30 protein-coding genes and 1 riboswitch are annotated in these 26,565 nt (G+C 72.9%); of the genes, 14 read left to right on the plus strand and 16 right to left on the minus strand.

Features of this window, described 5'->3' with window-relative positions:
* Positions 1-18: 18 nt before the first annotated feature.
* Positions 19-1,284 carry an acyl-CoA dehydrogenase family protein gene (locus tag ACZ6X9_RS06655; protein ID WP_469776844.1) on the minus strand — a complete coding sequence of 422 codons (1,266 nt, stop codon included), beginning with the start codon at positions 1,282-1,284 and terminating at the stop codon, positions 19-21.
* Between the two features lie 153 nt (positions 1,285-1,437).
* Between ACZ6X9_RS06655 and ACZ6X9_RS06660 the strand changes: the two genes are divergently transcribed.
* On the plus strand, positions 1,438-2,082 hold the full coding sequence (locus tag ACZ6X9_RS06660) for a TetR/AcrR family transcriptional regulator (RefSeq protein ID WP_469776845.1): 645 nt from the start codon (positions 1,438-1,440) through the stop codon (positions 2,080-2,082).
* 126 nt (positions 2,083-2,208) lie between these two features.
* Positions 2,209-2,841, plus strand: coding sequence for a GNAT family N-acetyltransferase (locus tag ACZ6X9_RS06665; protein WP_469776846.1), 633 nt, complete (start codon positions 2,209-2,211; stop codon positions 2,839-2,841).
* 250 nt (positions 2,842-3,091) lie between these two features.
* Here ACZ6X9_RS06665 and def read toward each other — a convergent pair whose 3' ends face one another.
* Positions 3,092-3,679 (minus strand): peptide deformylase, encoded by a 588-nt coding sequence (def, locus tag ACZ6X9_RS06670; protein ID WP_469776847.1) that lies wholly within the window; start codon positions 3,677-3,679, stop codon positions 3,092-3,094.
* Between the two features lie 164 nt (positions 3,680-3,843).
* Between def and ACZ6X9_RS06675 the strand changes: the two genes are divergently transcribed.
* From ACZ6X9_RS06675 to ACZ6X9_RS06695, 5 genes are all read left to right on the plus strand, one after another.
* Positions 3,844-5,082: a DUF1727 domain-containing protein gene (locus ACZ6X9_RS06675; RefSeq protein ID WP_469776848.1), complete on the plus strand. Its 1,239-nt coding sequence runs from the start codon at positions 3,844-3,846 to the stop codon at positions 5,080-5,082.
* Positions 5,083-5,101: 19 nt separating this feature from the next.
* Positions 5,102-5,830: a type 1 glutamine amidotransferase gene (locus ACZ6X9_RS06680; RefSeq protein ID WP_469776849.1), complete on the plus strand. Its 729-nt coding sequence runs from the start codon at positions 5,102-5,104 to the stop codon at positions 5,828-5,830.
* Positions 5,831-5,968: 138 nt separating this feature from the next.
* Entirely contained in the window at positions 5,969-6,994 is a 1,026-nt protein-coding gene (locus tag ACZ6X9_RS06685; protein ID WP_469776850.1) for a 6-phosphofructokinase, read from the plus strand.
* A 123-nt stretch (positions 6,995-7,117) separates the two neighbouring features.
* On the plus strand, positions 7,118-8,071 hold the full coding sequence (locus tag ACZ6X9_RS06690) for a cytochrome c oxidase assembly protein (protein WP_469776851.1): 954 nt from the start codon (positions 7,118-7,120) through the stop codon (positions 8,069-8,071).
* 180 nt (positions 8,072-8,251) lie between these two features.
* Positions 8,252-8,410 carry a hypothetical protein gene (locus ACZ6X9_RS06695; protein WP_469776852.1) on the plus strand — a complete coding sequence of 53 codons (159 nt, stop codon included), beginning with the start codon at positions 8,252-8,254 and terminating at the stop codon, positions 8,408-8,410.
* Between the two features lie 296 nt (positions 8,411-8,706).
* Here the strand turns inward: ACZ6X9_RS06695 and ACZ6X9_RS06700 are convergent, their stop codons facing one another.
* Positions 8,707-9,102 carry an SSI family serine proteinase inhibitor gene (locus tag ACZ6X9_RS06700; protein WP_469776853.1) on the minus strand — a complete coding sequence of 132 codons (396 nt, stop codon included), beginning with the start codon at positions 9,100-9,102 and terminating at the stop codon, positions 8,707-8,709.
* 115 nt (positions 9,103-9,217) lie between these two features.
* Entirely contained in the window at positions 9,218-10,606 is a 1,389-nt protein-coding gene (locus tag ACZ6X9_RS06705; RefSeq protein WP_469776854.1) for an erythromycin esterase family protein, read from the minus strand.
* 568 nt (positions 10,607-11,174) lie between these two features.
* Between ACZ6X9_RS06705 and ACZ6X9_RS06710 the strand changes: the two genes are divergently transcribed.
* Complete coding sequence (locus tag ACZ6X9_RS06710; protein WP_469776855.1) at positions 11,175-12,053, plus strand: TIGR02452 family protein; 879 nt, start codon at positions 11,175-11,177, stop codon at positions 12,051-12,053.
* A gap of 578 nt (positions 12,054-12,631) precedes the next feature.
* Here the strand turns inward: ACZ6X9_RS06710 and ACZ6X9_RS06715 are convergent.
* From ACZ6X9_RS06715 to ACZ6X9_RS06760, 10 genes are all read right to left on the minus strand, one after another.
* Positions 12,632-12,901, minus strand: a complete 270-nt coding sequence (locus tag ACZ6X9_RS06715; RefSeq protein WP_469776856.1) for a hypothetical protein — start codon at positions 12,899-12,901, stop codon at positions 12,632-12,634.
* 99 nt (positions 12,902-13,000) lie between these two features.
* Positions 13,001-13,843: an MOSC domain-containing protein gene (locus ACZ6X9_RS06720; protein ID WP_469776857.1), complete on the minus strand. Its 843-nt coding sequence runs from the start codon at positions 13,841-13,843 to the stop codon at positions 13,001-13,003.
* A gap of 139 nt (positions 13,844-13,982) precedes the next feature.
* A complete protein-coding gene (locus tag ACZ6X9_RS06725; RefSeq protein ID WP_469777625.1) occupies positions 13,983-15,527 on the minus strand; it encodes an alpha/beta hydrolase in 1,545 nt (514 codons plus the stop codon).
* 162 nt (positions 15,528-15,689) lie between these two features.
* Complete coding sequence (locus tag ACZ6X9_RS06730) at positions 15,690-16,556, minus strand: urease accessory protein UreD (RefSeq protein ID WP_469776858.1); 867 nt, start codon at positions 16,554-16,556, stop codon at positions 15,690-15,692.
* On the minus strand, positions 16,553-17,245 hold the full coding sequence (gene ureG / locus ACZ6X9_RS06735) for an urease accessory protein UreG (RefSeq protein WP_469776859.1): 693 nt from the start codon (positions 17,243-17,245) through the stop codon (positions 16,553-16,555). The genes ACZ6X9_RS06730 and ureG overlap by 4 nt, the downstream gene beginning before the upstream one ends.
* 241 nt (positions 17,246-17,486) lie before the next feature.
* Positions 17,487-18,197 (minus strand): urease accessory protein UreF, encoded by a 711-nt coding sequence (locus ACZ6X9_RS06740; RefSeq protein ID WP_469776860.1) that lies wholly within the window; start codon positions 18,195-18,197, stop codon positions 17,487-17,489.
* On the minus strand, positions 18,197-19,942 hold the full coding sequence (locus ACZ6X9_RS06745) for an urease subunit alpha (RefSeq protein WP_469777626.1): 1,746 nt from the start codon (positions 19,940-19,942) through the stop codon (positions 18,197-18,199). The genes ACZ6X9_RS06740 and ACZ6X9_RS06745 overlap by 1 nt, the downstream gene beginning before the upstream one ends.
* A 64-nt stretch (positions 19,943-20,006) precedes the next feature.
* Positions 20,007-20,333 (minus strand): urease subunit beta, encoded by a 327-nt coding sequence (locus ACZ6X9_RS06750; protein WP_469776861.1) that lies wholly within the window; start codon positions 20,331-20,333, stop codon positions 20,007-20,009.
* An 11-nt stretch (positions 20,334-20,344) separates the two neighbouring features.
* The gene (locus ACZ6X9_RS06755; protein WP_469776862.1) at positions 20,345-20,647 is read right to left on the minus strand and encodes an urease subunit gamma; all 303 of its coding nucleotides are present in this window, start codon (positions 20,645-20,647) and stop codon (positions 20,345-20,347) included.
* Between the two features lie 215 nt (positions 20,648-20,862).
* Positions 20,863-21,321: an Lrp/AsnC family transcriptional regulator gene (locus tag ACZ6X9_RS06760; RefSeq protein WP_469776863.1), complete on the minus strand. Its 459-nt coding sequence runs from the start codon at positions 21,319-21,321 to the stop codon at positions 20,863-20,865.
* A gap of 179 nt (positions 21,322-21,500) precedes the next feature.
* Between ACZ6X9_RS06760 and ACZ6X9_RS06765 the strand changes: the two genes are divergently transcribed.
* Both ACZ6X9_RS06765 and ACZ6X9_RS06770 read left to right on the plus strand, forming a co-directional pair.
* Positions 21,501-22,142, plus strand: coding sequence for an AzlC family ABC transporter permease (locus ACZ6X9_RS06765; protein WP_469776864.1), 642 nt, complete (start codon positions 21,501-21,503; stop codon positions 22,140-22,142).
* The gene (locus ACZ6X9_RS06770; RefSeq protein ID WP_469776865.1) at positions 22,135-22,467 is read left to right on the plus strand and encodes a branched-chain amino acid transporter permease; all 333 of its coding nucleotides are present in this window, start codon (positions 22,135-22,137) and stop codon (positions 22,465-22,467) included. The genes ACZ6X9_RS06765 and ACZ6X9_RS06770 overlap by 8 nt, the downstream gene beginning before the upstream one ends.
* Positions 22,468-22,472: 5 nt before the next feature.
* Here ACZ6X9_RS06770 and ACZ6X9_RS06775 read toward each other — a convergent pair whose 3' ends face one another.
* Positions 22,473-22,778, minus strand: coding sequence for a type II toxin-antitoxin system Phd/YefM family antitoxin (locus ACZ6X9_RS06775; RefSeq protein WP_469776866.1), 306 nt, complete (start codon positions 22,776-22,778; stop codon positions 22,473-22,475).
* A gap of 110 nt (positions 22,779-22,888) precedes the next feature.
* Here ACZ6X9_RS06775 and ACZ6X9_RS06780 point away from each other — a divergent pair, with 110 nt between their 5' ends.
* The 3 genes from ACZ6X9_RS06780 (at position 22,889) to ACZ6X9_RS06790 (ending at position 24,837) form a co-directional block, all read left to right on the plus strand.
* Complete coding sequence (locus tag ACZ6X9_RS06780) at positions 22,889-23,524, plus strand: ATP-dependent Clp protease proteolytic subunit (RefSeq protein WP_469776867.1); 636 nt, start codon at positions 22,889-22,891, stop codon at positions 23,522-23,524.
* Positions 23,525-23,540: 16 nt separating this feature from the next.
* Positions 23,541-23,885, plus strand: a complete 345-nt coding sequence (locus tag ACZ6X9_RS06785) for a hypothetical protein (protein WP_469777627.1) — start codon at positions 23,541-23,543, stop codon at positions 23,883-23,885.
* A gap of 284 nt (positions 23,886-24,169) precedes the next feature.
* Positions 24,170-24,362, plus strand: a riboswitch (cyclic di-AMP (ydaO/yuaA leader).
* 4 nt (positions 24,363-24,366) lie between these two features.
* A complete protein-coding gene (locus ACZ6X9_RS06790) occupies positions 24,367-24,837 on the plus strand; it encodes a C40 family peptidase (protein ID WP_469776868.1) in 471 nt (156 codons plus the stop codon).
* 36 nt (positions 24,838-24,873) lie between these two features.
* On the opposite strand, the gene ACZ6X9_RS06795 is transcribed toward ACZ6X9_RS06790, so the two are convergent.
* A complete protein-coding gene (locus ACZ6X9_RS06795; RefSeq protein ID WP_469776869.1) occupies positions 24,874-25,302 on the minus strand; it encodes an ATP-binding protein in 429 nt (142 codons plus the stop codon).
* A 354-nt stretch (positions 25,303-25,656) separates the two neighbouring features.
* On the opposite strand from ACZ6X9_RS06795, the gene ACZ6X9_RS06800 reads away from it, so the two are divergent.
* The gene (locus tag ACZ6X9_RS06800) at positions 25,657-26,550 is read left to right on the plus strand and encodes a helix-turn-helix domain-containing protein (protein ID WP_469776870.1); all 894 of its coding nucleotides are present in this window, start codon (positions 25,657-25,659) and stop codon (positions 26,548-26,550) included.
* The last annotated feature ends 15 nt before the right edge of the window (positions 26,551-26,565 follow it).

Below are 26,565 nucleotides of genomic sequence, written 5' to 3' on the forward strand. Positions count from 1 at the left end.
AGGGCACGCGCCCGCGCACTAGCGCACCTGCACCCCGGAAACCGCCCGGGCGATCACCAGGCGCTGGATCTCGCTGGTGCCTTCGAAGATCGTGTAGATGGCGGCGTCCCGGTGCATGCGCTCCACCGGGTACTCACGGGTGTAGCCGTTGCCGCCGAGGATCTGCATCGCCTGGGCGGTGACCGTCTTGGCGGTCTCGCCGGCGTAGAGCTTGCTCATGGAGCCCTCGGCCGAGGTGAAGGGCTTGCCGGCGGCGGCCATCGCCGATGCGCGCCAGACCAGGAGGCGGGCGGCGTCGATACGGGTGCGCATGTCGGCGAGCTGGAAGGCGACGCCCTGGTTGTCGATGATGGGGCGGCCGAACTGGACGCGGGTGGTGGCGTAGTCCAGGGCGATCTCGTAGGCGGCGCGGGCGATGCCGACGGCCTGGGCGGCGACGGCGGGGCGGGAGGCCTCGAAGGTGGCCATGGCCGCGTTGCCGCTCCGTTCGCCGTCGCGTGAGCCACCGCGTGAGCCGCCCTTCTCCCCTTCGCGCTTCTTCTTGCTCTCCCGGGCGCGCGCCAGGCGCTCGTCGAGCTTCTCCCTGCCGCCGAGCAGGCAGTGCCCGGGGACGCGGACGTCGTCGAGGACGACCTCGGCGGTGTGCGAGGCGCGGATGCCGTGCTTCTTGAACTTCTGCCCCTGGGAGAGACCCCGCGTGCCCGGCGGAATGATGAAGGAGGCGTGGCCGCGGGCGCCGAGGCCGGGTTCGACGACGGCGACGACGACGTGGACGTTGGCGATGCCGCCGTTGGTCGCCCAGGTCTTGGTGCCGTTGAGCACCCATTCGTCCTTCGCCTCGTCGTAGACGGCGCGGGTGCGCATCGCGGAGACGTCGGAGCCCGCGTCGGGCTCGGAGGAGCAGAAGGCGGCGACCTTCACGTCGTCGGCGTCACCGTACATCTGCGGGATCCAGGTGCCGATCTGCTCGTCGGTGCCGTTGGTCAGGACGCCGACGGCCGCCAGGCCGGTGCCGGTGATGGCCAGGCCCAGGCCGGCGTCGCCCCAGAAGAGCTCCTCGATGGCCACGGGAATGCCGAGCCCGGTGGGGTCGAAGAACTGCTTCGCGTAGAAGTCGAGCGAATACAGGCCGATTTTCGCCGCCTCCCGCACGACGGGCCAGGGGAACTCCTCGCGTTCGTCCCACTCCGCGGCGGCGGGCCGCATCACGTCGGCGGCGAAGCCGTGGACCCAGTCCCGTACGGCCTTCTGTTCGTCGTCCAGCTCCAGCCCGAATCCCGCCATGGCCCCTCCCGAACGTTGCTTACCTGCGGTAACAGAAGTCTGTTACCGGTCAGTAGCACCTGTCAACCGCCCTCTCCCCCGCGGATCCGCTGGGTGCCGCGAGTGTTACGTTGCGCAGGCATGCGAGAAGACACGGGGGCGGGAGGCACAACCATGACGACCAGTCAGCGGGAAGACCAGCAGCGCACGGCGCAGCGGCGGCGCAGGGAACTGCTGGAGGCCGCGGACCGGGTGGTGCTCAGGGACGGGCCGGGGGCGTCGATGAACGCCATCGCGGCCGAGGCGGGGATCACCAAACCGATCCTCTACCGGCATTTCGGCGACAAGGGCGGCCTCTACCGGGCCCTCGCGGCGCGGCACACCGAGGCGCTGCTGGAGGGGCTGCGGGCCGCGCTCGACGCGCCGGCCGAGCGGCGGCGGCGCGTCGAGTCGACCCTGGACACCTACCTCGCCGCCATAGAGGCACGGCCGCAGGTGTACAGGTTCCTGATGCACCCGGCCGAGGACGCCGGCCCCTCGGAGCGCGGCTTCGACGTGGGCCGCCACTCGGCGCCTCTGCTGCGGCGGATGGGCGAGGAGCTCGCGGTGGTGATAGCCGAGCGGGTGGAACTGGGCCCGGAGGGCACCGAGCTGGCCCGCGCCTGGGGGCACGGCATCGTCGGCATGATGCACGCGGCCGGCGACTGGTGGCTCCGCGAACGCCCCTTCCCCCGCGAACGCCTCGTCAGCCACCTCGCCGACCTGCTGTGGGGCCGCCTCGCCACGGCGGGCGACCGGGCGGACGGCCCGGGGTTCTGAGGCGCCGGCGCCGACTCCGGTCCGCCGCGGCCCGGCGGACCGGGCCGGGCGGAAAACCGGATGATCTTCCCTCTCCCCCGGCGTAAGGTGCGCCGACGAAGTTCGGTCATGATTCGGGAGGGGCGTATGGTTCCGGAACTCGTCAGGTCCTGGGCGGTCGGCTGGGCCGCCTCGCGGGGGACGCCCCCGCCGGCCGAGCACCCCTGGGGGTGTGTCATCGCGCTCGGACTGCCGGACCAGTCGGAACGCCGCGTCGTGTACACCCCCGACGCGGATGCGGTACGGGCCGCGACCGCCGGTCCCGTGCCGCACGCGTGGCTCAAGGCCGCCGAGGACCCCGACGCGGTCGCGCGCCTGCTCCCCCGGGGCTGGGCGGTGGACGAGGAGGACACCGGCCATCTGATGGCCGTCGACCTCGCGCCCGCCGCCCCGGCGCCGGTGCCGGCCGGCTACGCGGTCTCCGTGACCTCGGCCCGCGGTGTCGTCCGGGTCAGGGTGACCGACAGCGCCGGCGCACCCGCCGCCAAGGGGCAGCTCGCGCTCGTCGGGGACACGGCGGTCGTCGACCGCGTGGTGACCGAGGAGGCGCACCGCCGCCGCGGCCTCGGCCGCGTCGTGATGCGCACGCTCACCGAACGCGCCCTGGAAGAAGGCGTGTTCATTGGCGTCCTGGGCGCGACGGACGAAGGGCGCGCGCTGTACGAGACGCTGGGCTGGAAGCGGCACGCGGTCCTGACGGCGTGCGCCTACCGGCCGTGAGGCGGCGCGCGGAACGCCTGCCGGGCAGGGGACGGCGGACCTGACCCTGCCGAGCGGGGGACGGCGGACCTGGCGCCTGTCGGGCATGAAGCGACGCTCGCCGGTCGCCGGACGGCAGCCGCACGGCCCACCGGCCGCGAGACGGCGCGCGCCACCATCCGGCGCCGTCCATCCGCCGAGCGCGCGCCCGCGCGGCCACGCCCGGCGCGAGCCCCAGCACAGGCCCCCGGCACACCGCGCGCCCCGCCCGCTACGGCACCGCCCGTACCCCTGCCCCCGACCAGGGCGCCCGGCGTGCCGCGCGGAGGGTGCGCCGGTGGGCGGAGCCGGTGAGGTGGTCGACGTAGAGGCCGCCCTCGAGGTGGGCGCACTCGTGCTGGAGGCAGCGGGCGAAGTACCCGGTGCCCGTTACCCGTACCGGGGTGCCGTCCAGGGTGAAGCCCTCCACCACCGCCTCGTCGGCGCGCGGCGTCGGCGCCTCGAGGCCGGGCAGCGACAGGCAGCCCTCGGGCCCGCGCACCTCGATGCCGTCGGTCTCCACCAGCCGGGGGTTGACGAGGTGGCCGAGGTGGCGGACGTCCTCGTCGTCGGGGCAGTCGTAGACGAAGACGCGCAGCGGGACGCCGATCTGGTTGGCGGCGAGGCCGACGCCGTCGAAGGCGTACATGGTGGCGAACATCGACTCCACGAGGTCGGCGAGGCCGACGCGCTCCCCGCCGATCTCGACGGGCGCCGTGAAGTCCTCGACCTCGGCGCAGGGCGCGGCCAGCACCGGGTCGCCGAGCAGCCGCACCGGCCGCACGCGTCCGGAACTTCCGGGAATGGCACGTCTTCGCATGGGTCCACCCTACGGGGCCGGGGACGACGGTTTCGGGCCCACGGGCGGATCTCGATAGGCTGATCCCCGACCGAAGCCTCCTGGCTGACGATTCGGCGCGGAGGGGGCGTTCCGCCGGCGGACCAGGGGCAGGCGACGGCGCCGAACAAGGAGGATCTAGGACGATGGCAGGCAACTCGGGGCCGCTGTCCGCACGGGCCAAGCTGGCCGTGACAGCGGGCAAGGCCGCGGCAGCGGTGTCGCGGGCCGCGGGGCGCGGCAGCGGATCGGTGATCGGCGGCAAGGTCGCGCTCAAGCTCGACCCTGACCTGCTCGCCCGGCTGGCGACCCACCTCGACGTGGTCCTCGTCTCGGCCACGAACGGCAAGACGACCACGACGCGGCTGATCGCCGAGGCACTGCGGGCCAGTGGCCCGGTGGTGTCGAACGCGCTGGGCGCCAACATGCCCGCGGGCATCACCTCCGCCCTGGCCGGCGGCTCGGACGCGCGCTTCGGCGTGATCGAGGTGGACGAGAAGTACCTGGCGATGGTCGCCCGGGACGTCTCGCCCAAGGCCATAGCGCTGCTCAACCTCTCCCGTGACCAGCTCGACCGCGCGGCGGAGACCCGCATGCTGGCCGAGAAGTGGCGGGAGGGCCTGGCCGGCAGCAAGGCGGTGATCATCGCGAACGCGGACGACCCGCTGATCGTGTGGGCCGCGTCGTCCTCGCCGAACGTGGTGTGGGTGGCGGCCGGCCAGGAGTGGAAGGACGACGCCTGGTCCTGCCCGTCCTGCGGCGGTGTGATGCAGCGCCCGGGCGACGACTGGTTCTGCGGCGAGTGCGGCTTCCGCCGGCCGACGCCGAGCTGGGCGCTCTCCGGCGACTACGTGCTGGACCCGCACGGGTCGGCGTGGCCGATCCACCTCCAGCTCCCGGGCCGGGCCAACAAGGCGAACGCCACCACCTCCGCCGCCGTGGCCGCCACCTTCGGGGTGCCGCCGCAGGTGGCGCTGGAGCGGATGTACCAGGTGCAGGCGGTGGCCGGCCGGTACGACGTGGTGACGTTCATGAACCGCGAGCTGCGGCTGCTGCTGGCGAAGAACCCGGCCGGCTGGCTGGAGACCTTCTCGCTGATCGACGGCCCGCCGACGCCGGTGCTGCTGTCGGTGAACGCGCGCGGCGCGGACGGCACGGACACCTCGTGGCTGTGGGACGTGGACTACACCCGGCTCGCGGGCCACCCGATCTTCGTGATCGGCGACCGCAAGCTGGACCTGGCGGTGCGCCTGGAGGTCGCGGGCCTGGACTTCCGGGTCTGCGACACCGTGGACGAGGCCGTGCAGTCGGCCCCGCCCGGCCGGATCGAGGTCATCGCCAACTACACCGCGTTCCAGGACCTCCGCCGCCGCGTCGGCAACTGACCCGCAAAGGACCATCAGCATGAGCCAGAACAGTCTGCGTGTGGTGTGGGTCTACCCCGACCTGCTCAGCACCTACGGGGACCAGGGCAACGTCCTGGTCCTGGAGCGGCGCGCCCACCAGCGCCGGCTGGACGTCCAGCGCCTGGACGTCCGTTCCGACCAGCAGATCCCCACCTCGGGCGACATCTACCTGATCGGCGGCGGTGAGGACCGTCCGCAGCGGCTGGCGGCCGAGCGGCTGCGCCGCGACGGCGGTCTCAACCGGGCGGTCGCCAACGGCGCGATCGTCTTCTCGGTCTGCGCCGGGTACCAGATCCTGGGCCACGAGTTCATCAACGACCTGGGCCAGCGCGAGCAGGGCCTGGGCCTGCTCGACGTCTACAGCACCCGCGGCGAGGGCGAGCGCTGCGTCGGTGACGTGCTCGGCGACATCGACCCGCAGCTCGGCCTGCCGCCGCTGACCGGCTTCGAGAACCACCAGGGCGTCACCCACCTCGGCCCGGCCGCGCGCCCGTTCGCCCGGGTCCGCTTCGGCAACGGCAACGGCACGGGCGACGGCACCGAGGGCGCGTTCAACGAGACGGTCTTCGGTACGTACATGCACGGCCCGGTCATGGCGCGGAACCCGCACATCGCGGACCTGCTGCTGAAGCTGGCGCTGGACGTCAACGCGCTGCCGCCGGTGGACGACCGCTGGTACGACGCGCTGCGCAACGAGCGGATCGCGGCGGCGACACAGCCCGCGTGACCTTTTGACGCGGCCTGTACGTCCGCTCCGTCTGTATGACGGACGCCGGTGTTCCCCGTCACCCGCCCTGGGTAGGGTGGCGGGGATTCCACCGGACGACGGGGTCCGGTCGTCGGCCCTGTCACAAAGGTTTCCACCATGCGCATCGGTGTGCTCACCTCCGGCGGCGACTGCCCCGGTCTCAACGCCGTCATACGTTCCGTCGTGCACCGGGCGGTCGCCGACCACGGCGACGAGGTGATCGGCTTCCACGACGGCTGGCGGGGTCTCCTGGAGGGCGACCACCGGCCGCTGGACCTCGACGCGGTGGCCGGCATCCTGGCCGCGGGCGGCACCATCCTCGGCTCCTCGCGGGTCCGTCCCGAACAGTTGCGGGACGGCGTCGAGCGGGCCCGGGAGCACGTCGCGGCGCTGGGTCTGGACGCGGTGATCCCGATCGGCGGCGAGGGGACGCTCAAGGCGGCCCGGCTGCTGTCCGACGGCGGGATCCCGATCGTCGGCGTCCCCAAGACGATCGACAACGACATCGCGGCCACCGACGTGACCTTCGGCTTCGACACGGCCGTCGGGGTCGCCACGGAGGCCCTGGACCGGCTGAAGACGACGGCCGAGTCGCACCAGCGGGTGCTGATCGTCGAGGTCATGGGCCGGCACACCGGCTGGATCGCCCTGCACTCGGGCATGGCCGCCGGCGCCCACGCGATCGTGGTGCCGGAGCGGCCGTTCGACATCGACGAGCTGACGTCGGTGGTCGGCAAGCGCTTCGAGGCCGGCAAGCGGTTCGCGATCGTGGTGGTCGCGGAGGGCGCCAAGCCGCGCGAGGGGTCGATGCCGTTCGAGAGCGGCGGCACGGACGTCTACGGGCACGAGCGCTTCGCCGGGGTGGCCCGGCAGTTGGCCGTGGAGCTGGAGCGGCGGCTGGGCAAGGAGGCCCGGCCGGTGATCCTGGGCCACGTCCAGCGCGGCGGCACCCCGACCGCGTACGACCGCGTCCTCGCCACCCGCTTCGGCTGGCACGCCGTCGAGGCGGCCCACCGGGGCGACTTCGGGATGATGACCGCGCTGCGCGGCACGGAGATCACGCTGGTGCCGCTGGCGGAGGCGGTGGAGTCGCTGAAGACGGTGCCGGAGGACCGGTACGGCGAGGTCGACTCCGTGCTCTGAGCCCCCCTTCCTCACTCTTCGCCACCCTTCCGCTACCGCTTCGGAGGAGCCCCCGGGCGCAGGTCACACCGGGGGCGCCTCTACTCTGGACCCGGCGCATCGGTCCTAATCGGGAGAGAGCGGATGGATCACAGCGGGCACGGCATGGACATGATGGACATGCCACCGTTCACCCTCGGACGGGGTCTGGAGTGGAGCGGTGATCCGTTCTTCACCACCGCCTGCGCCGTGGCGCTGGCCCTTTATGGCTATGCGGTGGTGCGGCTGTGGCGCCGGGGCGACAAGTGGCCGGTGAACCGGACCGTGTGGTTCACCCTCGGCGTCCTCTCCGTGGCGCTGGTGATGTGCACCAAGCTGAACGACTACGGCATGGTCATGTTCAGCGTGCACATGGTCCAGCACATGGTGATCAGCATGCTCTCCCCCATCCTGATCCTGCTGGGCGCGCCGGTGTCCCTCACCCTGCGCGCACTGCCGCCGGCGCGCCGGGGGAGCAAGGGCCCGCGCGAGTGGCTCGTGATGCTGCTGCACAGCCGCTATATGCGGATCATCACGCACCCCGCGTTCACGATCCCCATGTTCATCGCGAGCCTCTACGCCCTCTACTTCACCCCGCTCTTCGACTTCCTCATGGAGAGCCGGACCGGCCACATCGCCATGATGATCCACTTCCTCGCGGTCGGCCTGGTGTTCTTCTGGCCGATCATGGGCGTGGACCCGGGCCCGCACCGGCCGGGCTATGTGATGCGGATGCTGGAGCTGTTCGCGGGCATGCCGTTCCACGCGTTCTTCGGCATCGCGCTGATGATGTCGTCCGAGCCCATGATCGGGACGTACAAGCACCCCATGGCCTCACTGGGCATCGACGCGCTCGACGACCAGCAGGCGGGCGGCGGCATCGCCTGGGCCTTCAGCGAGATCCCGTCGGTGGTCGTGCTGCTGGCACTGGCCTTCCAGTGGTACCGCTCCGAGCAGCGGCAGGCCCGCCGCAGCGACCGGCAGGCGGACCGGGACGGCGACCAGGAGCTGGCGGCCTACAACGCGTACCTGGCCTCGCTCCAGGCGCGCCGCAGGTGAACCGGCTCGGGTACTGACCCACCGGCTCGGGCGGCGTCGCACCGGCTCGGGCATCGCCGAGCGACAAGCACCTACAGCGCTGTGGCATTGACGGCCGCGGCCGGGGACGATGGTCTCCGGCCGCGGCTCGCGCATATGTGCGCCTCATATGTGCGCGAGGCCGCCGTGAGGAGGTGCGGGGTGCCCGGATCGACGAAGACGATGGCTTGGCTCACCGTGGGCGGCCTGGTGGCCGTGACCGCTTACACGGTGACGTTGGGGGGCAACGGCTGGCTCTGGTTCGCCTGGGTCGTGCTGGGGCTGACGACGGTGGGGGCGCTGGTGGCCCGAGGGACGTGAGGGGCGCGCTTGAGGGGTGAGAGGCTGGGCGGGTTGGCCGGTGGGCGGCTTGCCGGGGAGCGGTTTTGCCGGTGGGCGGACTTGCCGGTGGGCGGGCTCGTGGCCCGGCGGGCTCCGGCTCCGTCGCTCCTGGTCCGGCGGCCCGACGAGGACGGCCCGACTCCGGCAAGCGGCCCATTGTGGCGGGGTCACTCGACGCCGCCGGGCCGCTTGCCATCGCCGGGCCGCTCGCCGCCGCCGGGCCGTGAAGGGAACGCCTCGGCAGGTTGCGCCTCTCCCCCCCCTCCTCCCCCCGCTCAGAAGCGGAACACCGGCCCGGTCGCCGCGTCGAGGGCGCATGGGCCGGAGTAGGTGCCCTTCCAGTGCAGGTCGGCCGCTCCCCAGCGTCCGTCGGCCGTCGCGGTGACCGGCTCCCGTTCGGCGCCGCACGGCCGGTCCTCGTGCGGGAGCGCGTTCAGCCGGCCGTGCGCCTCGGCGAGGCGCGCGCACGCCTCGGCCGCGTGCGGGTGCGGACCACCCGCGTCCGGGCAGGTCAGCCGGACGCCACGGATCCAGGTGTGGTCGCCGCCGGAGAGGGTGAGCAGCAACTCACCCTGCACCGGGTCCGTTTGCGCGGCGGATACCGGGGCGGCCGGCAGGGCGAGCGCGACGACGACCGCCGCGCCGGCGGCGAGGGTACTGGATACGGACATGGCTGTGCCTTCCGAGGAGCGTGGGGCCCGGCAGGGCGGGCCCGGATGCTCGCATACCCGCCCCGCAGACCGCCACTTTCACCCCTCTTTCGGGGCAAAGCGGACCGCCTGTCGATCACTCCTGGAGGTCGGCGCTGAGGGTGGTGTCCGGCACGCAGATGATTCCGTCGAACGCCTCCAGGGCGGGGACCTCGATGAAGGCGGTGTCCAGCCGGGTGCGGACCGGCTCGGGCAGCCCGCTCCGTCGGGCGTACGCGCGCAGCGCCCGCGCGTCCACCAGCGCGGGCCGGCCGCGGACGGCCGCGAACAGCGCCTCGACGCTGTCGGGTACGGCGTCCGGGGCGGCGGCCCGGCCCCAGCGCATCCCGGCCGGGTGGTCGCGGTCGGGCAGGTTCTCGACCGTCTCGCCACCGTTGCCGGTCAGGGCGACGGGCACGTAGTCCGCACCGAGCGCCCGGGAGAGCAGGTGGCCCATGGTGGTCACCGCCACCGGACCGCCGGCGCCGACGACGCAGCGCTGGATGTGGGCGTTATGTCCGACGAGGACGACGCGGGTGTCGGCCGCCGACCGGTCGAGAAAATCCAGCAGCGTGTCGGCGAGGTAGCGCTCCCGCGCCACGAAGCCCGGGCCGTCGGACGCGCCCGAGAGCGCCTCGGCCATGGCGCGCTGGGCCCGGTCGGTGGCGACCGCCGCGCGGACGTCCGACAGCGCCGTCTCGTACGCCGCACGGCCGGCGCGGTCGGTGTGCACCTCGCGCAGGTCTGTGAACCGGCCGAGGAGCCGGGCGAGCGCGGTGGTGAGACGGTCCTGGACCGCCGGATCGAGGTCGAGCCGGGCGTAGGCGGGAACCATCACCGTCCCGCCCGAGATCGACGCGTCGATCTCCCGCGCGACGTCCAGGAAGCGCAGGGCGCCGGGGTCGACGTCCGCCAGGTAGGCGGCGACCGGGCCCAGGACGGGCGCGAGCGAGCCGCCCGCCATGGGAATGTCGCAGCCGAGGAAGCGGACCGGGTGCGTGGCGGTGGCGTTGTGGTGGCGCAGCCACCGCAGGGTGTCCCGGACCTCGACGGGCAGCCCCAGGCGATGTACGCCGCTCTCCGCGGCACCGGGAGCGAGGAGGCCGTCGAGGTCACCGGGCCCGCCCCGCACCCAGGCGTCCACGGCGCGCCCCTCGGCGGCGCCGTACTCCATGGCGTAGGCGGTGAAGCCGAGTTCCTCGACGAGGAACCGCAGGACACGGTGGCGCAGAAGTCCGAACTCGCGGATCTGGTGCGCGTTCTCGCCGAGCGCGACGACGCGGGCGTCGCCGACGAGGTCGCGCAGCGGCTCCAGGTCGTCGAGCGGGGCGTCCGGATCGGCGCCGGGACCCGGCGGGGTCAGGCGGACGGCGTTCCGGCCGACCCACCGCACCAACTCGGCGGGGGCGGTTGTCAACGTCGGCTCGGCGGCGGGAAGAAGGTCGCGCAGATCGCCGGTGTCGTGGCCGTGATGCTGTTCGTTCATGAGATGTGCTCCGCGGTGTGCGTCATCGTCGTCGGAGCCGGGCAGCGTGAAGCGCCGCACCGGCGGGGAACCGGAGCGCGGCGAAGCTGACGAAATGCCGGTCGCAGCCTGCCGCTAGGCGGCACTACGGGGCTTGAGGAACCAGCTCTGGGCGGCGAGGAAGCACATGCCGGCGACGGTACCAAGGGGCGGGGCGACGGCGCACACGGTTTTCCCCGGAACGCTCGCGGGCCCACGCACTTCCGGACCGCTCACAGCACCCGGGACCCATAAGCGCTCCTCCGAACGCTCGCAGGCAACGGCTTCCGCGACGCCGGCCCACACTGCCGCATTCTCGCCGCGTTCGAAGGACTCCTCGGATGCGCCCACACCGGCGGCGTCGCCGCTTGCGTCCACTGCGGAGCGCCGTCGCGCGGCGGGCTGCCCGGGCTGCCGGACGTGTCGGCCGTAGCGATGAGCGAGTGGCCGGGGAACGCCGGGGCTCTGCCGGCGTGGTGCTCACAGGGAAATGCCGTGGCCGCCACGGTGTTCGCGTGCATACAGTCACCCCCGTGACAAGGAGTGACGGATGAGTGCACGGCTGCGCGGGATGGCGCAGGAGACGGAACGGATCGTCGCCGAGGGGCGTTACACGGCGCCCGGCGGGCGGGTGGCGGACATCGCCGGTGCGGTGGCGGCGGCCCGGGCCGGGACGCGCATGTACGGACCGGAGCCGGTGGCCGTCCCGGAGCGGGACGGGGCCCAGGTGACCACGGTGTTCGAGGTGACCGACGAGGGCAGTCTGACGGCGGCTCGCCGGTTGGCGGACTGCGGTACGGGCGACGAGGTCGCGGTGCTGAACTTCGCTTCCGCCCGGAATCCGGGCGGGGGTTATCTCAACGGTGCGCAGGCGCAGGAGGAGGCGGTGTGCCGGGGTTCGGCGCTCTACGCCTGTCTGCGTGAGGTGCCCGGGTTCTACGCCGCCCACCGGGCGGACCCCAGCCCCTTCTACAGCGACCGTGTGATCCACTCCCCCGGCGTGCCGGTCTTCCGCGACGACCGGGGCGAGTTGCTCGACGCTCCGTTCCCGGCCGGGTTCCTGACCTCGGCCGCGCCCAACGCGGGCGTGATCGCACGGCGGACGCCGGACGAGACCGGCCGGATCCCGGCCGTGCTCGCCTCGCGAGCCGGGCGGGTGCTGGAGGTGGCGGTGGCGCACGGGCACCGGCGGCTGGTGCTGGGCGCGTGGGGCTGCGGGGTGTTCCGCAACGAACCGGCGGACGTGGCCGCGGCGTTCGCCGGGCACCTGACGGGCGGGGGCCGCTTCGCCGGGCGGTTCGAGCACGTCGTCTTCGCGGTCCTGGACCGACGCCCGGACTCGCCGACGCGGGCCGCTTTCGCGGCGGTGTTCGAGCGCTCGGGCGGACCCACCGGGCCGACCGGGCCGACCGGGCCGACCGGGCCCTGACGGGTCCCGGGCCGGGGTGACACGACGGCCGACGGCCGCCCTCCCCCGGCGGCCCGCCGTTCACCCCGCCGCCCGCCGACATGGGACGGCCGTGACCGTCATCGGCACAGGGTGGCCCGTCCGCGCACCGCCGTCGGTGACCGAGGCGGTGCCCACCGGTACGGAATCGAGCCCGCCCACCGGCAGCCGCTCGGACCGCGTTCGCCCACCACCGCGAGCCCGGACCGCCCCTCCCCGCGGGGATCAGGCTCGCCCACCGGCGCCGCTCGGACCGTGTTCACGCGGCCGTCGCGGGCTCGCGCCCTGCCCGCCCCGCGGCTTCGGGACCACTCACCGCTGCTCGCCGGGCCGTGTTCGCGCACCGCCGGAGGGCGAGGCCTGACCCGCTGGGGCCGGCTTCCGGCAGTGATCCGCCCGGAAGCCGGCCCCAGCCCCTGTGCCCCCGGCAAAGGCTCGGCCCGTGCCACCCACGCGGGATCAGACTCACTCGCCGACGCCGCTCGGACCCCGTCCACCCGCCGTCGCCGCGAAGGGCCGCGCCCGCCCACGTCGGATCGGACTCGCCCGCCGACGCGCGCTCACGCCGTGTCGGCCGGCCGGCTGCACGCCGCGGCGCAGGCCGGGCAGCGGTAGCCCTCGCCCTCGGCGCAGACCCAGCCGAGGCCGTCGATGTAGGGCATGGCCTGGTGGGCCTCGTGAAGGAGGTGGCCGAGGAAGTCGGTCTCCCGGTCCGGGGGCGGTTCGGCGATCACCAGGTCGAAGGTGGTGTGTCGGGTGCAGTCGCCGCGGTCGCAGGCGAGGCGAAAGCGCACGGGCCCGGGCGCACGGCCTTCGGTCGTCAGGCTCATGGGGGCATCGTCGTGGACCGTCCCGAGCCACGGCAAGACGCGTGCGGCACACCCGTCCCGCCCGCGGCCCACGGGCGGGGCGAGTGGGCCGGCGGTATGTCAGGCCTCGGGGTCTCCCCAGGCGTGGACGGCCAGTGCGTCGCCCACGGACAGTTTGCCCGGTCGCAGGACGGAGAACTTGGCGCCGAAGACGACGCCGCCGCCCGGTGCCCGCCGGTAGGTGGCGAGGGTGCGGAGCGGTTCCGGGCCGGCCTTGGTGCCGGACTCCTGGGCGACCATGGTGACCGCGCAGCGGACGGCGAGCTTGGCGTAGGCCAGTTCGGCGTCGCCGACGGTGAAGTGCCGCAGCCGGTCCTCGGTGTGGGGCTCGTCCCAGTGGTCCACGACGACGTTGGGGCGGAAGCGGTCGACGGGCAGCGGCTCCGCGCCGCGTTCGGTCAGCTTCCGGTCCAGCAGGGCGAGGGTGGAGCGGGAGAGCAGGTGGAGGGCGCCGCTGTCGGCCCAGTTCGCGGTGCCGGGGGTAAGTCCGTCGGTGACGCGGTCGTGTTCCGGCGGCACCCGGACCAGCCTGCTGGGTGCGCCGAGCACCTCGCTCAGCCAGGCGGCGGCCTCGTGGCCCTGGTCGATGGCCCGGTAGGGCGCGCCGAACATCTCGACGCCGCGCCGGGGGCCGGTGGTGTCGGTTTCGACGACGACCTCGCCGGCGCCGGGGGCGCGCAGGGTGAGCAGTGCGCCGTCGGCGCCGACCTCGGGCCGGATGGTCGCGAGGAGCGGGTCCTTGCGCTGGCTGCGGAAGACCCCCTCGTCGTCGACGACCATGAACGCGCGGTCGTGTGCGAGACCGGTCGGTGTCAGGAGCGCCTGATCCAGGGGGGTTCCGGCGCAGCCTTTGACCGGGTAGGACCACAGTGCGACGACGGTGGCCGGTGCTGTTGCTGTCATGCGGTTCCAGTTCCTGTCCGCTCTGCGCCGGCGCGGCACCCGGGGTTCGTCCGGGGTGCCGCGCCGGGCTCGGAAAAGACCGCACCCCGGGCCGTGGTCCGGCCCGGGGTGCGGAGGTGGTGGTGTGCCTGTCGGCGTGTTACTTGGCGGCCTTCGGCGCCGGGACGGCGTGCGGGGTGCACGTGACGTCCTTGGCGTCGACCTTGCCGGTGAGCAGGTAGGTGTCGACCCGGTTGTTGATGCAGGGGTTGACCAGGCCGGTGACGCCGTGCGAGCCGGCGTCCTTCTCCGTGATCAGGCGGGAGCCCTTGAAGCGCTTGTGCAGCTCGACCGCGCCGGCGTAGGGGGTGGCGGCGTCACGGGTGGACTGCACGATGAGGGTCTGCGGCAGGCCCTTGTAGGTCTTGACCTCGAGGGGCGTGCCCTGCGGGCCCTTCCAGGTGGCGCAGGGGAGGTTCATCCACGCGTTGGACCAGGTCATGAAGGGGGCCTGGCGGTGGATGCGGGTGTTGTCGCGGTCCCACTTCTTCCAGCTCGTGGGCCACTTGGCGTCGGCGCACTCGACGGCGGTGTAGACGGCGTTGCCGTTCTCGGCGGAGACGGCACCGGCGAAGTCCGGACCGGCGGCCTCGACGAGGGCCTTCTTGTCACCGGCGCGGTACTTGGCCCAGGTGTCGGCGACCGGGATCCAGGAAGAGTCGTAGTACGCGGCGCTCTGGAAGAAGTTGATGAGCTCGGCCGGGCCGACGACCCCGCCGATCGGCTTCTTCTTCGCCTCGGCGCGCAGCTTCAGCCACTGGGCGTGCACCTTGGCCTGGCTGTTGCCGATGTGGAAGACGGAGTCGTACTTGGCGACCCACTTCTCCCAGTCCTTGAAGCGGCCCTCGAAGGCGATGTCCTGCTCGAGGTTGGCGTCGTACCAGATGTTGCTGGTGGCCGGGTTGACGACGCTGTCCACGATCATGCGGCGGACGTGGCCCGGGAACAGCGTGCCGTAGACGGCGCCGAGGTAGGTGCCGTAGGAGACGCCCAGGTAGTTGAGCTTCTTCTCGCCGAGGGCGGCACGCACGACGTCGAGGTCGCGGGCGGTGTTCATCGTCGTCATGTACGGCAGCATCTTGCCGCTGCGCTTGGCGCAGCCGTCCGCGTACTGCTTGGCGAGCTTGCGCTGGGCCAGCTTGTCGGCGTTGTTCGCCGGCACCGGGTCGGCCTTGGGGGCGGCGACGAACTGCTTGGGGTCGACGCAGGAGATCGGGGCGGACTTGCCCACGCCGCGCGGGTCGAAGCCGACGAAGTCGTAGGCCTTGGCGACCTTGGTGTAGATGGGGTTCTTCGTCGTGACCTTGCGCGGGAACTTCAGGCCGGAGCCGCCCGGGCCGCCCGGGTTGTAGACCAGCGAACCCTGGCGCTCCTTGGCGGTGCCGGTGGCGCGGACACGGTCCACGGCGATCTTGATCGTCGGGCCGTTCGGCTTGGCGTAGTCGACCGGAACGGTCACCCAACCGCACTGGATGGGCTTCTCCAGGCCCCAGGTGGCGGGACAGTCCTGCCACTTGACGCCCGTCTTCGCCGCCTTCGCGGCGGCGGCCTGCACGCCCTTGGCCTCGGCGGCGCCGCCGGGCACGCGCTCGGTGGCGCCGGCCGACGGAGCGGCCAGGAAGCCCGCGACGAGGGCGCCGGTCATCACGGTGCCGGTGGCCGCGCCGAGTATCGCTTTAGGTCTCACGTGGGAATCCCCCTGCTGGGAACGCCGTCCTCGGATCGGGACGGCGATGATCACAGAGCTGCACCAGGGATGATTCCGTCTCCCGTACCAAGATGGACAGGTTGTTCGGGTGAATCTTTACTAATCCGTAAGGATGACGTCATGCCGGATGCCTCCCGTGGCGTCCTCCGTCACCCCCGGCTGTCCCGGTTCGGGCGTCACCGCGGTCTCCGCCGCGCGCAGCAGTGCGCGGAGGCGGAGGGCGTCGGACGCGACGGCGCTCACCGCGACGGCGGGTCCGGCGAGCGGCATGGCGGCGGCCACCGTGCCCTCGGCCGTTCCGAGGCGCGGCACCGTCGGCGCGTCGCCGAGGGCCGGGTCGACGACCAGGAGCTGCCCGACGGCCCGGTGGCCGCCGAGGACCGCGCCGCCGTCCCAGCCGGGCGCGCCCGGCCCGTAGGCCAGCTCCTGGTCGTAGAGCGCGCGGCCGGCGCGGTGCACGGTCACCCGGGCCGTGAGCCGCCCGGGCGGCTCGCCCGCGCGGCCCAGCACCTGTTCCTCGCGGAGGACCAGTCGTGCCGTGGGGGCGAGTTCGACGCGGGTGGTGGTCCGCAGGTCGCTGCCGGCGGCGGAGATCAGCGGCTCGGGAAGCCAGTGCAGGGTCGCGCCGTCCCCGACGGCGATCCGGATGTCGTACGTGGCCGGTGCGCCGGTCCGGCCGGGCAGGGCGAGGGTGGCGGCCGTGGTGGTGAAGCGGAGGGCCGCGCCGGGCTCGACCGTGGCGGACAGCGTGAGCCGGTCGCCGCCGAGCGGCGCGGTCATCGCGCCGACCAGCGCGACGTGCGCCGTCGGGCCCCGCGGCCCGGTCCTGCGGAGCGCGAACGGCGCCTCGCCGGACAGGACGGGGAGCGCCGTGCCGCCACGGCCGTCCGGGGCCGCGACGAGGCGGGCCGCGGCCCGGACGGCGGCCGCCGGCCCCCGCTGCCCGGCGACGCGGACGGCGGTCACGTCCGCTTCCAGGCGGCGAGCCGCTCGCGCACCCAGTCCCGTACCGGCGCGACGCCGCCCTCCGTGGCGAGGGACGTGAACGCCACCGGCAGGTCACCGCGTTGCGCCTTGGCGTCGCGGGCCATCCCGTCCAGGTCGACGCCGACGTACGGCGCGAGGTCCGTCTTGTTGACGACCAGGAGGTCGGCGCTCGTGATGCCCGGGCCGCCCTTGCGCGGGATGTCGTCGCCGCCCGCCACGTCGATCACGAAGACCTGGGCGTCGACGAGGCCCTTGGAGAAGGTGGCGGTGAGGTTGTCGCCGCCCGACTCGACGAGGACGAGGTCGAGGGGCTCGATGGTCTCTTCCAGGTCCTCGATCGCTTCGAGGTTCGCCGAGATGTCGTCCCGGATCGCGGTGTGGGGGCAGGCGCCCGTCTCCACGGCGGTGATGCGCTCGGGGGGCAGGACGGCGTTGCGGAGGAGGAACTCGGCGTCCTCGCGGGTGTAGATGTCGTTGGTGACGACGGCGATCGAGAGGTCGTCGCGGAGGGTGCGGCAGAGGGCGGCCACGGTCGCCGTTTTGCCGGTGCCGACGGGGCCGCCCAGGCCGATGCGGAGCGCTCGGCGTGTGCCGTTCGCCCGTAGGGCCGGGGTGGCGGAGTGGGTGTGGCGGTGTGGGTAGGGGGTGGTGGGGTGGTCGAGGTGCATGGTGGGTCTCCCTAGGTGGGTGGTTGAGGTTTGCGGGGGGGGCTGCCCCGGTCCCGCCCCTTCGCCGATTCCTGGGGCAAGCCCCAGACCCCGAAACCACGCTCCGCGCGGTTGCCCTCAAGCGCCGGGCAGGCTGCTCTAGCCCGTCCGGCGTTTGAGGACGAGCGGCGAAGCCGCGAACAAGGGGTCCTGGGGCGCAGCCCCGGGAAACGGTGAAAGGGCGGGACCGGGGCACCACCCCCTACGAAGCGAACAGCCGCACCGGCCACCCCGCATGCACCTCCGCCATCACATCAAGCAGCGGCGCCGACGCTGCCGGCAGTACGTCCGTCCCCTCGTCGAGTACGCGCTCCCCCGCCGCCGCCGCGGCCGAAGCCACCGCGTCCAGCTCCGGCGCGAGCCGGGCCAGCACGCCCGTGGCCGCGAACGGATCGAGGCCGAGGAGCCGGACGACCGCCGTGGCGGGCCCGCCGATCGCCTCGTAGCCGGCGGCGTACGCGGCGGCCGGTGGGCCGAGGCCGGCCGCGCGGGCGGCCAGGCCGAGGACGACGGGCTGGTGGGCACCGCGCGGCCGGGCCGCGGCGAGGGCGTCGAGGGCGGGTGAGGGCCAGACGGCCCGGGTGGCGCGCGTCAGTTGGCGGCCGAGGCGGCGGGCGACGGCGCGCAGGGCCGGGGACGGCGTCCGCGCGTCGGCGGCCTCGTCGAGCAGGAGCGGGTCCGCGCCGGAGGCGGCCGCCGCGGCGAGCGCGGCGGCGGTCAGCCCGGCGGTGTGCAGCCGGCCGCGGCAGAACTCCTCCAGGTCGGCCGCGTCCCGGATCCGGCCCGCCGCGACGGCCGCCTCCGCGCCGCCGGAGTGGGCGTGGCCGCCGGCGGGGAACCGCCCGTCGGCGAGGACGAGCAGCGGGGCGAGGGCGGTGGTGTCGACGGCGGGCATGCGGTTCACCGGGATCATCAGAAGAGGAAGTAGCGTTGAGCCATGGGCAGTTCCGCCACCGGGCTCGGCTCCACCGGGTCGCCGTCGATGGTGACGGTGAAGGTGTCCGGGTCGACCTCGACGTGCGGCAGGGCGTCGTTCTCGCGCATGTCGGCCTTGGTGACGCCCCGGGTGTCGCGGATGGGCAGGAAGCGCTTGCCGAGGCCGAGGCGTTCGGGGAGGCCGTCGTCGAGGGCCCACTGTGTCACGAAGTTGAGGGAGGTGGCGGCGGGGGCGCGGCCCACCGCCCCAAACATCGGCCGGGGCAGCACCGGTTGCGGAGTGGGGATGGAGGCGTTGGCGTCGCCCATCTGCGCCCAGGCGATCTGGCCGCCCTTGAGGACGAGCAGCGGCCGGACACCGAAGAACGCCGGTTCCCACAGCACCAGATCGGCGAGCTTGCCCTCCTCGACCGAGCCGATCTCGTGGTCGAGCCCCTGCGCGACGGCCGGATTGATCGTGTACTTGGCGACGTAGCGGCGGGCGCGCCGGTTGTCGGCCGGGCCGTCGCCGGGCAGCGGGCCGCGGCGGGCCTTCATCACGTGGGCGGTCTGCCAGGTGCGCAGCACGGTCTCGCCGATGCGGCCCATGGCCTGGGAGTCGGAGGAGACGATGGAGATGGCGCCGAGATCGTGGAGGACGTCCTCGGCGGCGATGGTGCCGGGGCGGATGCGGGACTCGGCGAAGGCGAGGTCCTCGGGGACGGCGGGGTTGAGGTGGTGGCAGACCATCAGCATGTCGAGGTGTTCCTCGACGGTGTTGACGGTGTGCGGGCGGGTGGGGTTGGTGGAGCTGGGCAGAACGTTGGGTTCGGAGACGACGGTGATGATGTCGGGCGCGTGCCCGCCGCCCGCGCCCTCGGTGTGGTAGGCGTGGATCGAGCGTCCGGCGATGGCGGCCAGGGTGTCGCCGACGAACCCGGCCTCGTTGAGGGTGTCGGTGTGGATGGCGAGCTGGGCGCCGCTTTCCGCGCAGACGGACAGGCAGGCGTCGATGACGGCCGGGGTGGCCCCCCAGTCCTCGTGGATCTTGAATCCCACGGCGCCGGCGCGCAGTTGGGCGCGCATGGCGTCGTACGAGACGGTGTTGCCCTTGCCGAGGAGGCCGATGTTGACGGGGTACGCCTCCATCGCCTCGAACATCCGGGCAAGGTGCCAGGCGCCGGGTGTGACGGTGGTGGCCTTGCTGCCCTCCGCCGGGCCGGTGCCGCCGCCGACGAGAGTGGTGATCCCCGTGGCGAGGGCGGTCTCGGCGGCCTGCGGGCAGATGAAGTGCACGTGGGCGTCGACGGCCCCGGCGGTGAGGATACGGCCGTTGCCGGAGATGATCTCGGTTTCCGGGCCGATCACCAGGTCGGGATGGACGCCGTCCATGACGTCGGGGTTGCCCGCCTTGCCGACGCCGGTGATCCGGCCGTCGCGGATCCCCACGTCGGCCTTGACGACGCCCCAGTGGTCGAGGACCACCGCACCCGTGATGACGGTGTCGGGCGCGCCCTCGGCCCGGGTGGCCCGGGACTGTCCCATGGACTCGCGGATGACCTTCCCGCCGCCGAACACCGCCTCGTCGCCGGCCCGTCCGGGCCCGCCGCAGCGGTCCTCCTCCACCTCGATCAGCAGGCTGGTGTCGGCGAGGCGGATCCGGTCGCCGGTGGTCGGGCCGTAGAGGGCGGCGTAGGCGGCCCGGTCGAGCCGTGGCGTTCCGGCGGCGCTCCCGCCCGCCATGGAGTCGGCTCTGGAACCGGTGACGGGACCGGTCGGGAAACCGGCCGGGGAACCGGTGACGGGGTCAGCCATCGAGCTGGCCGCCGCACGTCCCGCGCAGGCCCGGCACGATCCGCTTGCCGGCCAGCGGTACGAGGTCCACCTCCACCGGGATGCCCGGCTCGAAGCGGACGGCGGTGCCGGCCGGTACGTCGAGCCGCTTGCCGTGGGCGGCGGCCCGGTCGAACTCCAGCCCGGGGTTGGCCTCGGCGAAGTGGTAGTGCGAACCCACCTGGACGGGCCGGTCGGCGGCGTTGAGCACGGTGATCCGGGTGCGGTGCAGGCCCTCGTTGAGGCGGACGGGCTCGTCCGCGTAGAGGATCTGGCCGGGTATCGGGGCGGCGGTGGTCATGGGTCCCCTCGTCAGGCTATGGGCTCGTGGACGGTGACGAGCTTGGTCCCGTCCGGGAAGGTGGCCTCGACCTGGACGTCGGGGATCATCGCGGGGATACCGGCCATGACCTCGTCGCGGGTGAGCACCTTGCGTCCGGACGCCATGAGTTCGGCCACCGTCCGGCCGTCGCGAGCGCCCTCCAGGACGTGCGCGGTGATGAGGGCCACGGCCTCGGGGTGGTTGAGCAGGAGCCCTCGGGCCCGGCGTTTCTCGGCGACGTCGGCGGCCACGTGGATCAGCAGCCGCTCCTGCTCGTGCGGGGTCAGTAGCACGGGTCCCACCTCACTGTCGTCCGAACGCAGCGGGACGTTACCCCAGTTCAGCACGGTGCCGAGGGGCTCGGACCCGCCCGGGGGCCGGTGATTGCAACTTACTGCGCAAGCTTTTCCACCGTGTTAACCGCCGCTTTGCGTCGTCATGGAGAAGTCACCGTCAGGGAGAAGTCACCGTGAGGCGACCCGCGAACGGGCTCCGCTCCGCGCCTCCTTCAGTCGATGACCTTGATCTTCTTCATGGTCGGCTGGGAGATGACCCGGGCGACACCGGGGATGCCGATGATCTTCTGCGTCTGGAAGGCCTCGTAGGCCGCGTAGTCGGCGACCAGGACCCGCAGGTGGTAGTCGGGCGTGCCGAAGGTGCGGCGGAACTCCACGACTTCCTCATAGGCGGCGATGGCCGACTCCAGTCCCTCCAGTGTCTTGAGGTCGCTGACCGAGACCTCGATGGAGACGAGCACCTCCAGCCCCCGGCCCGCCGCCTCGTGGTTCACGCGCGCCCGGTACCCGGTGATGATCCCTGCCTCCTCCAGCCGTTTCACCCGCCGCAGGCAGGGCGGTGGCGTGAGGCCGATCCTCCGGGCCAGTTCGACGTTGGTCAGCCGGCCGTCCCGCTGGAGGTGAAACAAGATGTCGCGATCGATGTCGTCGACTGTGGTTTTGTTGCTCATATGGCCACCGTACGGCCATATTTGGCAACCATATAAGGCGGAAATCGCCCTACGCTTGCGGCATGGCGACCCCACCGGCTCACCCGAGCCCTCCGGTTTCCGCGAGCCTTCCGGCTTCCCCGAGCCCTCGCGAGAGGCTGCGGGCGGACCTGCGGCGTGCGCTCGGGGACTCCGGCTCGGTGGGGCTCGGCGCCTTCCCGATGGGGGTGGCCTTCGGCGTGCTGGTCGCCCACTCGGGGCTGTCGTGGTGGTGGGCGAGCGTCTTCTCCGGCTGCGTCTACGCCGGTTCCCTGGAGTTCCTCCTCCTCGGCCTGGTGCTGTCCACCGCGTCGCTCGCGTCGATCGCGGTGACCGCGTTCCTGGTCAACTTCCGGCACGTCTTCTACGCGCTGTCCTTCCCGCTGCACCGCGTCCGGGGGCGGCTCGGCAAGGCGTACAGCACCTTCGCCCTGTCGGACGAGGCGTACGCGGTGACCGCCGGCGCGGCCGCGCGGTCGTACTCCGGCCGGCGCGTGCTGTGGCTCCAGGTGTTCATCCACTGCTACTGGGCCGGCGGGGCGACGACCGGCGCCCTGCTCGGCTCGGTGCTGCCCGACGCGATCAGGGGCCTGGACTTCGCGGTGACCGCCCTCTTCACCGTGCTGGCCCTCGACGCGTTCCGCGCCCGCCGCGACCTGTCCACTCCGCTGCTCGCCCTGGCCTGCGCTCTCGTGGGGCGGTTGGTGTTCCCGGGGCAACCGCTCCTGGTCGGGTTCGTCCTGCTCACCGCCGGGCTGCTGGTCCGCTACCGGTGGGCGCGCGGGGAGCGGACCCGTGCCTGACACCGGTTACCTCATCGCCGCGGTCGCCACCGCCACCGCCGTCACCTGGGCGCTGCGCGCCCTGCCCTTCGCCGTCCTGGCCCGGCTGCGGTCGAGCCCGTCGGCCGGGTACCTCAAAAAGGCGATGCCGGTCGGGGTAATGGTCGTCCTCGCCGTCTACACCCTGCGCGACGTCGATCCGAGCGTGCCCGCCCGTGTCTGGCCGGTGGCGTCGGCGTTGGCCTTCACCGTGGCGCTGCACTGGTGGCGGCGGAACGTCCCGCTCTCCGTCCTCGGCGGCACCCTGCTGCACGTGGTGCTGGCCAGCGCGGTCTTCGGCCGCTGAACCCGTCAGTGCCGGGGCCCGCTTCCCGGGTCGCGATGTTCGGCGGCGATGCCGAACCGGCCGGGTTCGCCGGGGGCGGACGGAAGGTGCCGCACCGTCGAGACGGTACTGATCACGGGCTCGTCGTCCGCGGTCCGTTCCGCCGCTTCCGCCTCGCGCCGCTCGAGTCGTTCCAGGTCGGCGGCGGACACCAGGGCGACCAGGGGCTTCCCGTGACGCGTGACGACCACCCGCTCGCCGCCGTAGACGACGCGGTTGATCAGCTCCGCCAGCTCGGCTCGGGCTTGCGTCACAGGAATCTCGTAGGCCATGAGGCCATTCTATCGGCACGTACGTCCTGTACATTTTTTACAGACGGCTCCGCGACCTGCGAGCCGTCCGCCCCCGCACGCCCCCGCGCGTCCGCCCTTGGAGGCCAGCCGTGATCCCGTACACGTCCCGCCACGTCCTGCCGGAGTTCACCGAACGCACCACCGACGGCCGCCGCACGCTCGACCCCTACTCCAAGCTCCTGTCGGAGCGGATCGTGATGCTGGGGACGGCGGTCGACGACACGGCCGCCACGGATGTGATCGCCCAACTGATGCACCTGGAGTACGCGGCGCCCGACCGGGACGTGTCGCTCTACATCAACTCCCCCGGCGGCTCCTTCGCCGCCCTGTGCGCCGTCCACGACACCATGCGCTATCTCTCCTGCGACATCGAGACCGTCTGCCTGGGCCAGGCGGCCCCGGCCGCCGCCCTCCTGCTCGCCGCCGGCACCCCGGGGAAGCGCGCCGTACTCCCGCACGCCCGGGTGCTTCTCGGGCCGCCGTCCCTGCCGGAGCCGGTCCGCGGCACCCCCTCCGATCTGGCCGTCCACGCCGACGAGCTGCTGCGCCGGCGGGCGGTCCAGGCGGAGCTGCTGGCCCGGTACACCGGCCGGGACACCGAGCGGATCCTGGCCGACACCGACCGGGACACGGTCTTCGACGCCCCGGCCGCGGTGGCCTACGGCCTGGCCGACCGGGTCGTCGGTAACCGTGCCGCCTGGCCCGCCGCGCCGGCCGGGCGGTGAGGGCGCCGTGTCGGACGTGACGGACGGGACGGACGGGACGGACGGGACGCGGGGCATCTGGCCCGACCTCCCTCCGCTGCCCGCCCTGACCCGCGCCGAGGGCGAAGTGGTGGACCGGTACCTCGAGGTACTGGATCTCCTCGGCAGGATCAATCCCGCGCGCGTACAGGGCACGTACGGGGGGCTACGAGCCGCGCAGGCGCTGGTGGTCGCGAGCACGGGACTGCGGGACGCCCTGGCGGTCATGTTCGAACGCGGTGAACGGGAGGTGTACACGGGGACAATGGCACGGGCGTTGCGTGTCCTCGGCGGAGAGCGCCGTGCACGCCGGGTGATGTTGCCGCCGCCATCCGCGAGTTGAGAAGCGGAAACGCTTTTCAACTGGATTCCTCCAGACAGCGGACGGGAGCGTAGACGCGGTGCGGTGATCACTCTCAGCGGCCCGCGCACACCGCGCTCGAGTGATCCGCAACCGGCGCAGGTGGCGGCCTCAGCACGCCTTTCCCATGAGGGTCAAACCGCCCTGCGTCCACCCGAATTGCCCACACGTGACGAGGCTCACATAACCGGGGTTCCGCTCGGAAAGCCGGCCGCGACTGCGCCAAGATCCTCGGGACGACAAGCCCCCGCCACACGGCGGGGCGGTCCCGGCGGACGCCGAACCCTGCCGCCGCCGGGGCGGGTCGACGAGGAGTGCATCGGCAGGGATGGAGGACCCAAGCACGGCGGGGCGGTCTTGGCAAACCGCCCCTTGGGGTGAAGCCGCTCAGGCGGCCGGGCATTCTTCGCCTGCCCGAACCCGACAGGCAATCCTTCACAGGCGGCTGACGAAGGGTATGCGCATGGGCGCGCACAAACGTCCCGCAAGGCTGTCCAAAGCCAAGGCCGCATCGGCCCTGACCCTCGCCGCCGTCGGCGTCACGGTTCTGACGCCGGGCGGCACCTCCAAGGCGGAGGCGGCATCCGTCTCGGTCAGGGCGCTGCAGATCGCCGCATCCAAGCAGGGCTCGCCCTACCAGTGGGGCGCCACGGGCCCGTACCGCTTCGACTGCTCAGGGCTGACGCTCTACTCCTTCAAGCGGGCCGGCAAGCAACTGCCGCGCACCGCGGCGGCCCAGTACAACCGCACCCACCACATCCCCCGCTCCGCGCGCGAACGCGGCGACCTGGTGTTCTTCCACTCCGGGCGGGGCGTCTACCACGTCGGGATATACGCCGGGGGCGACAAGATGTGGCACGCCCCCAAGACCGGTTCCGTCGTCCGCCTCGAGCGGATCTGGACGAACAGCGTCTGGTACGGCCGGGTGACCTGAGCCGGCCGGCCGGGGACCGCGCCCCCGGGCCCGCCCTCAGCGCACCGGCACGCCCCACGGAAGGCGGATCCACACCGTCTTGCCGCCCTCGGCGGTCGGTGTGACGGACACCCTGCCGCCGCGCTCCGCGGCGAGCCAGCGGACGATCACCATCCCCCGCCCGTTGTCCTGCTGGACCGCGGCGGGCAGCCGGCGGGGGTGACGAGGGTGACTGTCGGTGACCCCGATGCGCAACTCCTCGTCGCGTTCGAGCAGCACATCCACGGTGAAGGTGGGGGACTGACCGCGGGTGTGCTGCACGGCGTTGGTGGCCAGTTCGGAGACGATCAGCCGCACCGCCTCGGCGGCCTCCGTGTCCCCGGGCAGCCCCCACTCCCCCAGGACGGACGACACATAGCGGCGGGCCGTGGACACCGACGCCGGGGCGCTCGGCAGAGTGACGGACGCTTCCTGGAGATCTGCCATGTCGCTGTCCCTTTCGACCGGGTTCCACCGGACTCCACCGGGTTCCACCGGGGCGGGCTCCCGGAGCGGTGCGCGAGCACACGCGCCGTACAGCGGCGTACACAGGACCGGTCGGGAGAGGCCCACGGGCGGCTCTTCCCGTCAGGGTGCCACTGATAACGCCCGTGATGGGCGCGATCCACCGAGATGTGCATATATCTGTCGCTCGAAGCGGTGAACTCTGCGACGGCAGACCGTATGTGAGCGGATCGATGCTCTATTGACTCAGGGGTACGCATGCGAAGACGTACGGCATCCCCACCCGGCCCGCGCGGGACTGGTGGGACGTACGACGCACGAGGGGAGGGAGCGCCGTTGCGGTACGGACCGGCGGTGCGCCGCCGCAAGCTCGGTGCCGAACTGCGCCGCCAGCGCGAACTGACCGGGATGACCAGCCGGCAGGCCGCGGACGCGGTCGGCTGGCACCAGTCGAAGGTGAGCCGCATCGAGACCGGCAGCAGCGGGGCCAAACCCGCCGACGTGGCCCGGCTGCTGGACGCCTACCGGGTCTCCGACCCCGAACTCCGGGCCTTGCTGGGGGCGTTGTGCGGAGCGGACTCCACGGGTGCGGAGGACGCCGGCTCCGGCTCGCGGCGCGGCTGGTGGTACGCCTACCGTGATCTGCTGCCCTCCGCGTATCTGGACTTCATCAGCCTGGAATCGGAGGCCTCGCGCTCGCGCACCCTGGAGACCACGGTGGTGCCCGGCCTGCTCCAGACCCCGGAGTACGCCCGGGCGGTGACCCGGGCCGCGCTGGGGGACCCGCCCGAGCGGCAGGTCGACGAGCTGGTCCGGGTGCGCATGGCGCGGCAGTCGGTGCTGCGCGGGTCGCGGCCGCTGGAGTTGTGCGCGATCCTGGACGAGGCGGTGCTGCGGCACGAGGTGGGCGGTCCGGAGGTGATGTCGGGGCAGTTGCGGCACCTGCTGGACACCGGGCGGCTGCCTCATGTCCGGTTGCACGTCCTCCCGTTCGCCCGGGGCAATCACATCGGTATCACCGGGCCTTTCGTTATCTTTTCCTTTCCGCGCATCGCCGATCTGGACGTGGTTGTTCTCGACCACTTGACGAGTAGCCTCTACTTGGAGCGGAAAGAAGACCTCAGGGCGTACGGCGCCGCGTTCACCACGCTCCGGGCGCACGCCCTCGCTCACGAAGAGTCCCTGGATTACATCGCGGAGGTCGCGGGAGAGCGCGGCCGCACGCGGTGATCCGCCCCGAACACG

This window comes from Streptomyces sp. NPDC052910, from assembly GCF_055585605.1.

Excerpts from the sequence above, each read along its gene's own strand:
- ACZ6X9_RS06655 (WP_469776844.1), bottom strand. The coding sequence starts at position 1,284 with ATGGCGGGATTCGGGCTGGAGCTGGACGACGAACAGAAGGCCGTACGG.
- ACZ6X9_RS06660 (WP_469776845.1), top strand. The coding sequence starts at position 1,438 with ATGACGACCAGTCAGCGGGAAGACCAGCAGCGCACGGCGCAGCGGCGG.
- ACZ6X9_RS06665 (WP_469776846.1), top strand. The coding sequence starts at position 2,209 with ATGGTTCCGGAACTCGTCAGGTCCTGGGCGGTCGGCTGGGCCGCCTCG.
- def (WP_469776847.1), bottom strand. The coding sequence starts at position 3,679 with ATGCGAAGACGTGCCATTCCCGGAAGTTCCGGACGCGTGCGGCCGGTG.
- ACZ6X9_RS06675 (WP_469776848.1), top strand. The coding sequence starts at position 3,844 with ATGGCAGGCAACTCGGGGCCGCTGTCCGCACGGGCCAAGCTGGCCGTG.
- ACZ6X9_RS06680 (WP_469776849.1), top strand. The coding sequence starts at position 5,102 with ATGAGCCAGAACAGTCTGCGTGTGGTGTGGGTCTACCCCGACCTGCTC.
- ACZ6X9_RS06685 (WP_469776850.1), top strand. The coding sequence starts at position 5,969 with ATGCGCATCGGTGTGCTCACCTCCGGCGGCGACTGCCCCGGTCTCAAC.
- ACZ6X9_RS06690 (WP_469776851.1), top strand. The coding sequence starts at position 7,118 with ATGGATCACAGCGGGCACGGCATGGACATGATGGACATGCCACCGTTC.
- ACZ6X9_RS06700 (WP_469776853.1), bottom strand. The coding sequence starts at position 9,102 with ATGTCCGTATCCAGTACCCTCGCCGCCGGCGCGGCGGTCGTCGTCGCG.
- ACZ6X9_RS06705 (WP_469776854.1), bottom strand. The coding sequence starts at position 10,606 with ATGAACGAACAGCATCACGGCCACGACACCGGCGATCTGCGCGACCTT.
- ACZ6X9_RS06710 (WP_469776855.1), top strand. The coding sequence starts at position 11,175 with ATGAGTGCACGGCTGCGCGGGATGGCGCAGGAGACGGAACGGATCGTC.
- ACZ6X9_RS06715 (WP_469776856.1), bottom strand. The coding sequence starts at position 12,901 with ATGAGCCTGACGACCGAAGGCCGTGCGCCCGGGCCCGTGCGCTTTCGC.
- ACZ6X9_RS06720 (WP_469776857.1), bottom strand. The coding sequence starts at position 13,843 with ATGACAGCAACAGCACCGGCCACCGTCGTCGCACTGTGGTCCTACCCG.
- ACZ6X9_RS06725 (WP_469777625.1), bottom strand. The coding sequence starts at position 15,527 with ATGACCGGCGCCCTCGTCGCGGGCTTCCTGGCCGCTCCGTCGGCCGGC.
- ureG (WP_469776859.1), bottom strand. The coding sequence starts at position 17,245 with ATGCACCTCGACCACCCCACCACCCCCTACCCACACCGCCACACCCAC.
- ACZ6X9_RS06740 (WP_469776860.1), bottom strand. The coding sequence starts at position 18,197 with ATGATCCCGGTGAACCGCATGCCCGCCGTCGACACCACCGCCCTCGCC.
- ACZ6X9_RS06745 (WP_469777626.1), bottom strand. The coding sequence starts at position 19,942 with ATGGCGGGCGGGAGCGCCGCCGGAACGCCACGGCTCGACCGGGCCGCC.
- ACZ6X9_RS06750 (WP_469776861.1), bottom strand. The coding sequence starts at position 20,333 with ATGACCACCGCCGCCCCGATACCCGGCCAGATCCTCTACGCGGACGAG.
- ACZ6X9_RS06760 (WP_469776863.1), bottom strand. The coding sequence starts at position 21,321 with ATGAGCAACAAAACCACAGTCGACGACATCGATCGCGACATCTTGTTT.
- ACZ6X9_RS06775 (WP_469776866.1), bottom strand. The coding sequence starts at position 22,778 with ATGGCCTACGAGATTCCTGTGACGCAAGCCCGAGCCGAGCTGGCGGAG.
- ACZ6X9_RS06790 (WP_469776868.1), top strand. The coding sequence starts at position 24,367 with ATGGGCGCGCACAAACGTCCCGCAAGGCTGTCCAAAGCCAAGGCCGCA.
- ACZ6X9_RS06795 (WP_469776869.1), bottom strand. The coding sequence starts at position 25,302 with ATGGCAGATCTCCAGGAAGCGTCCGTCACTCTGCCGAGCGCCCCGGCG.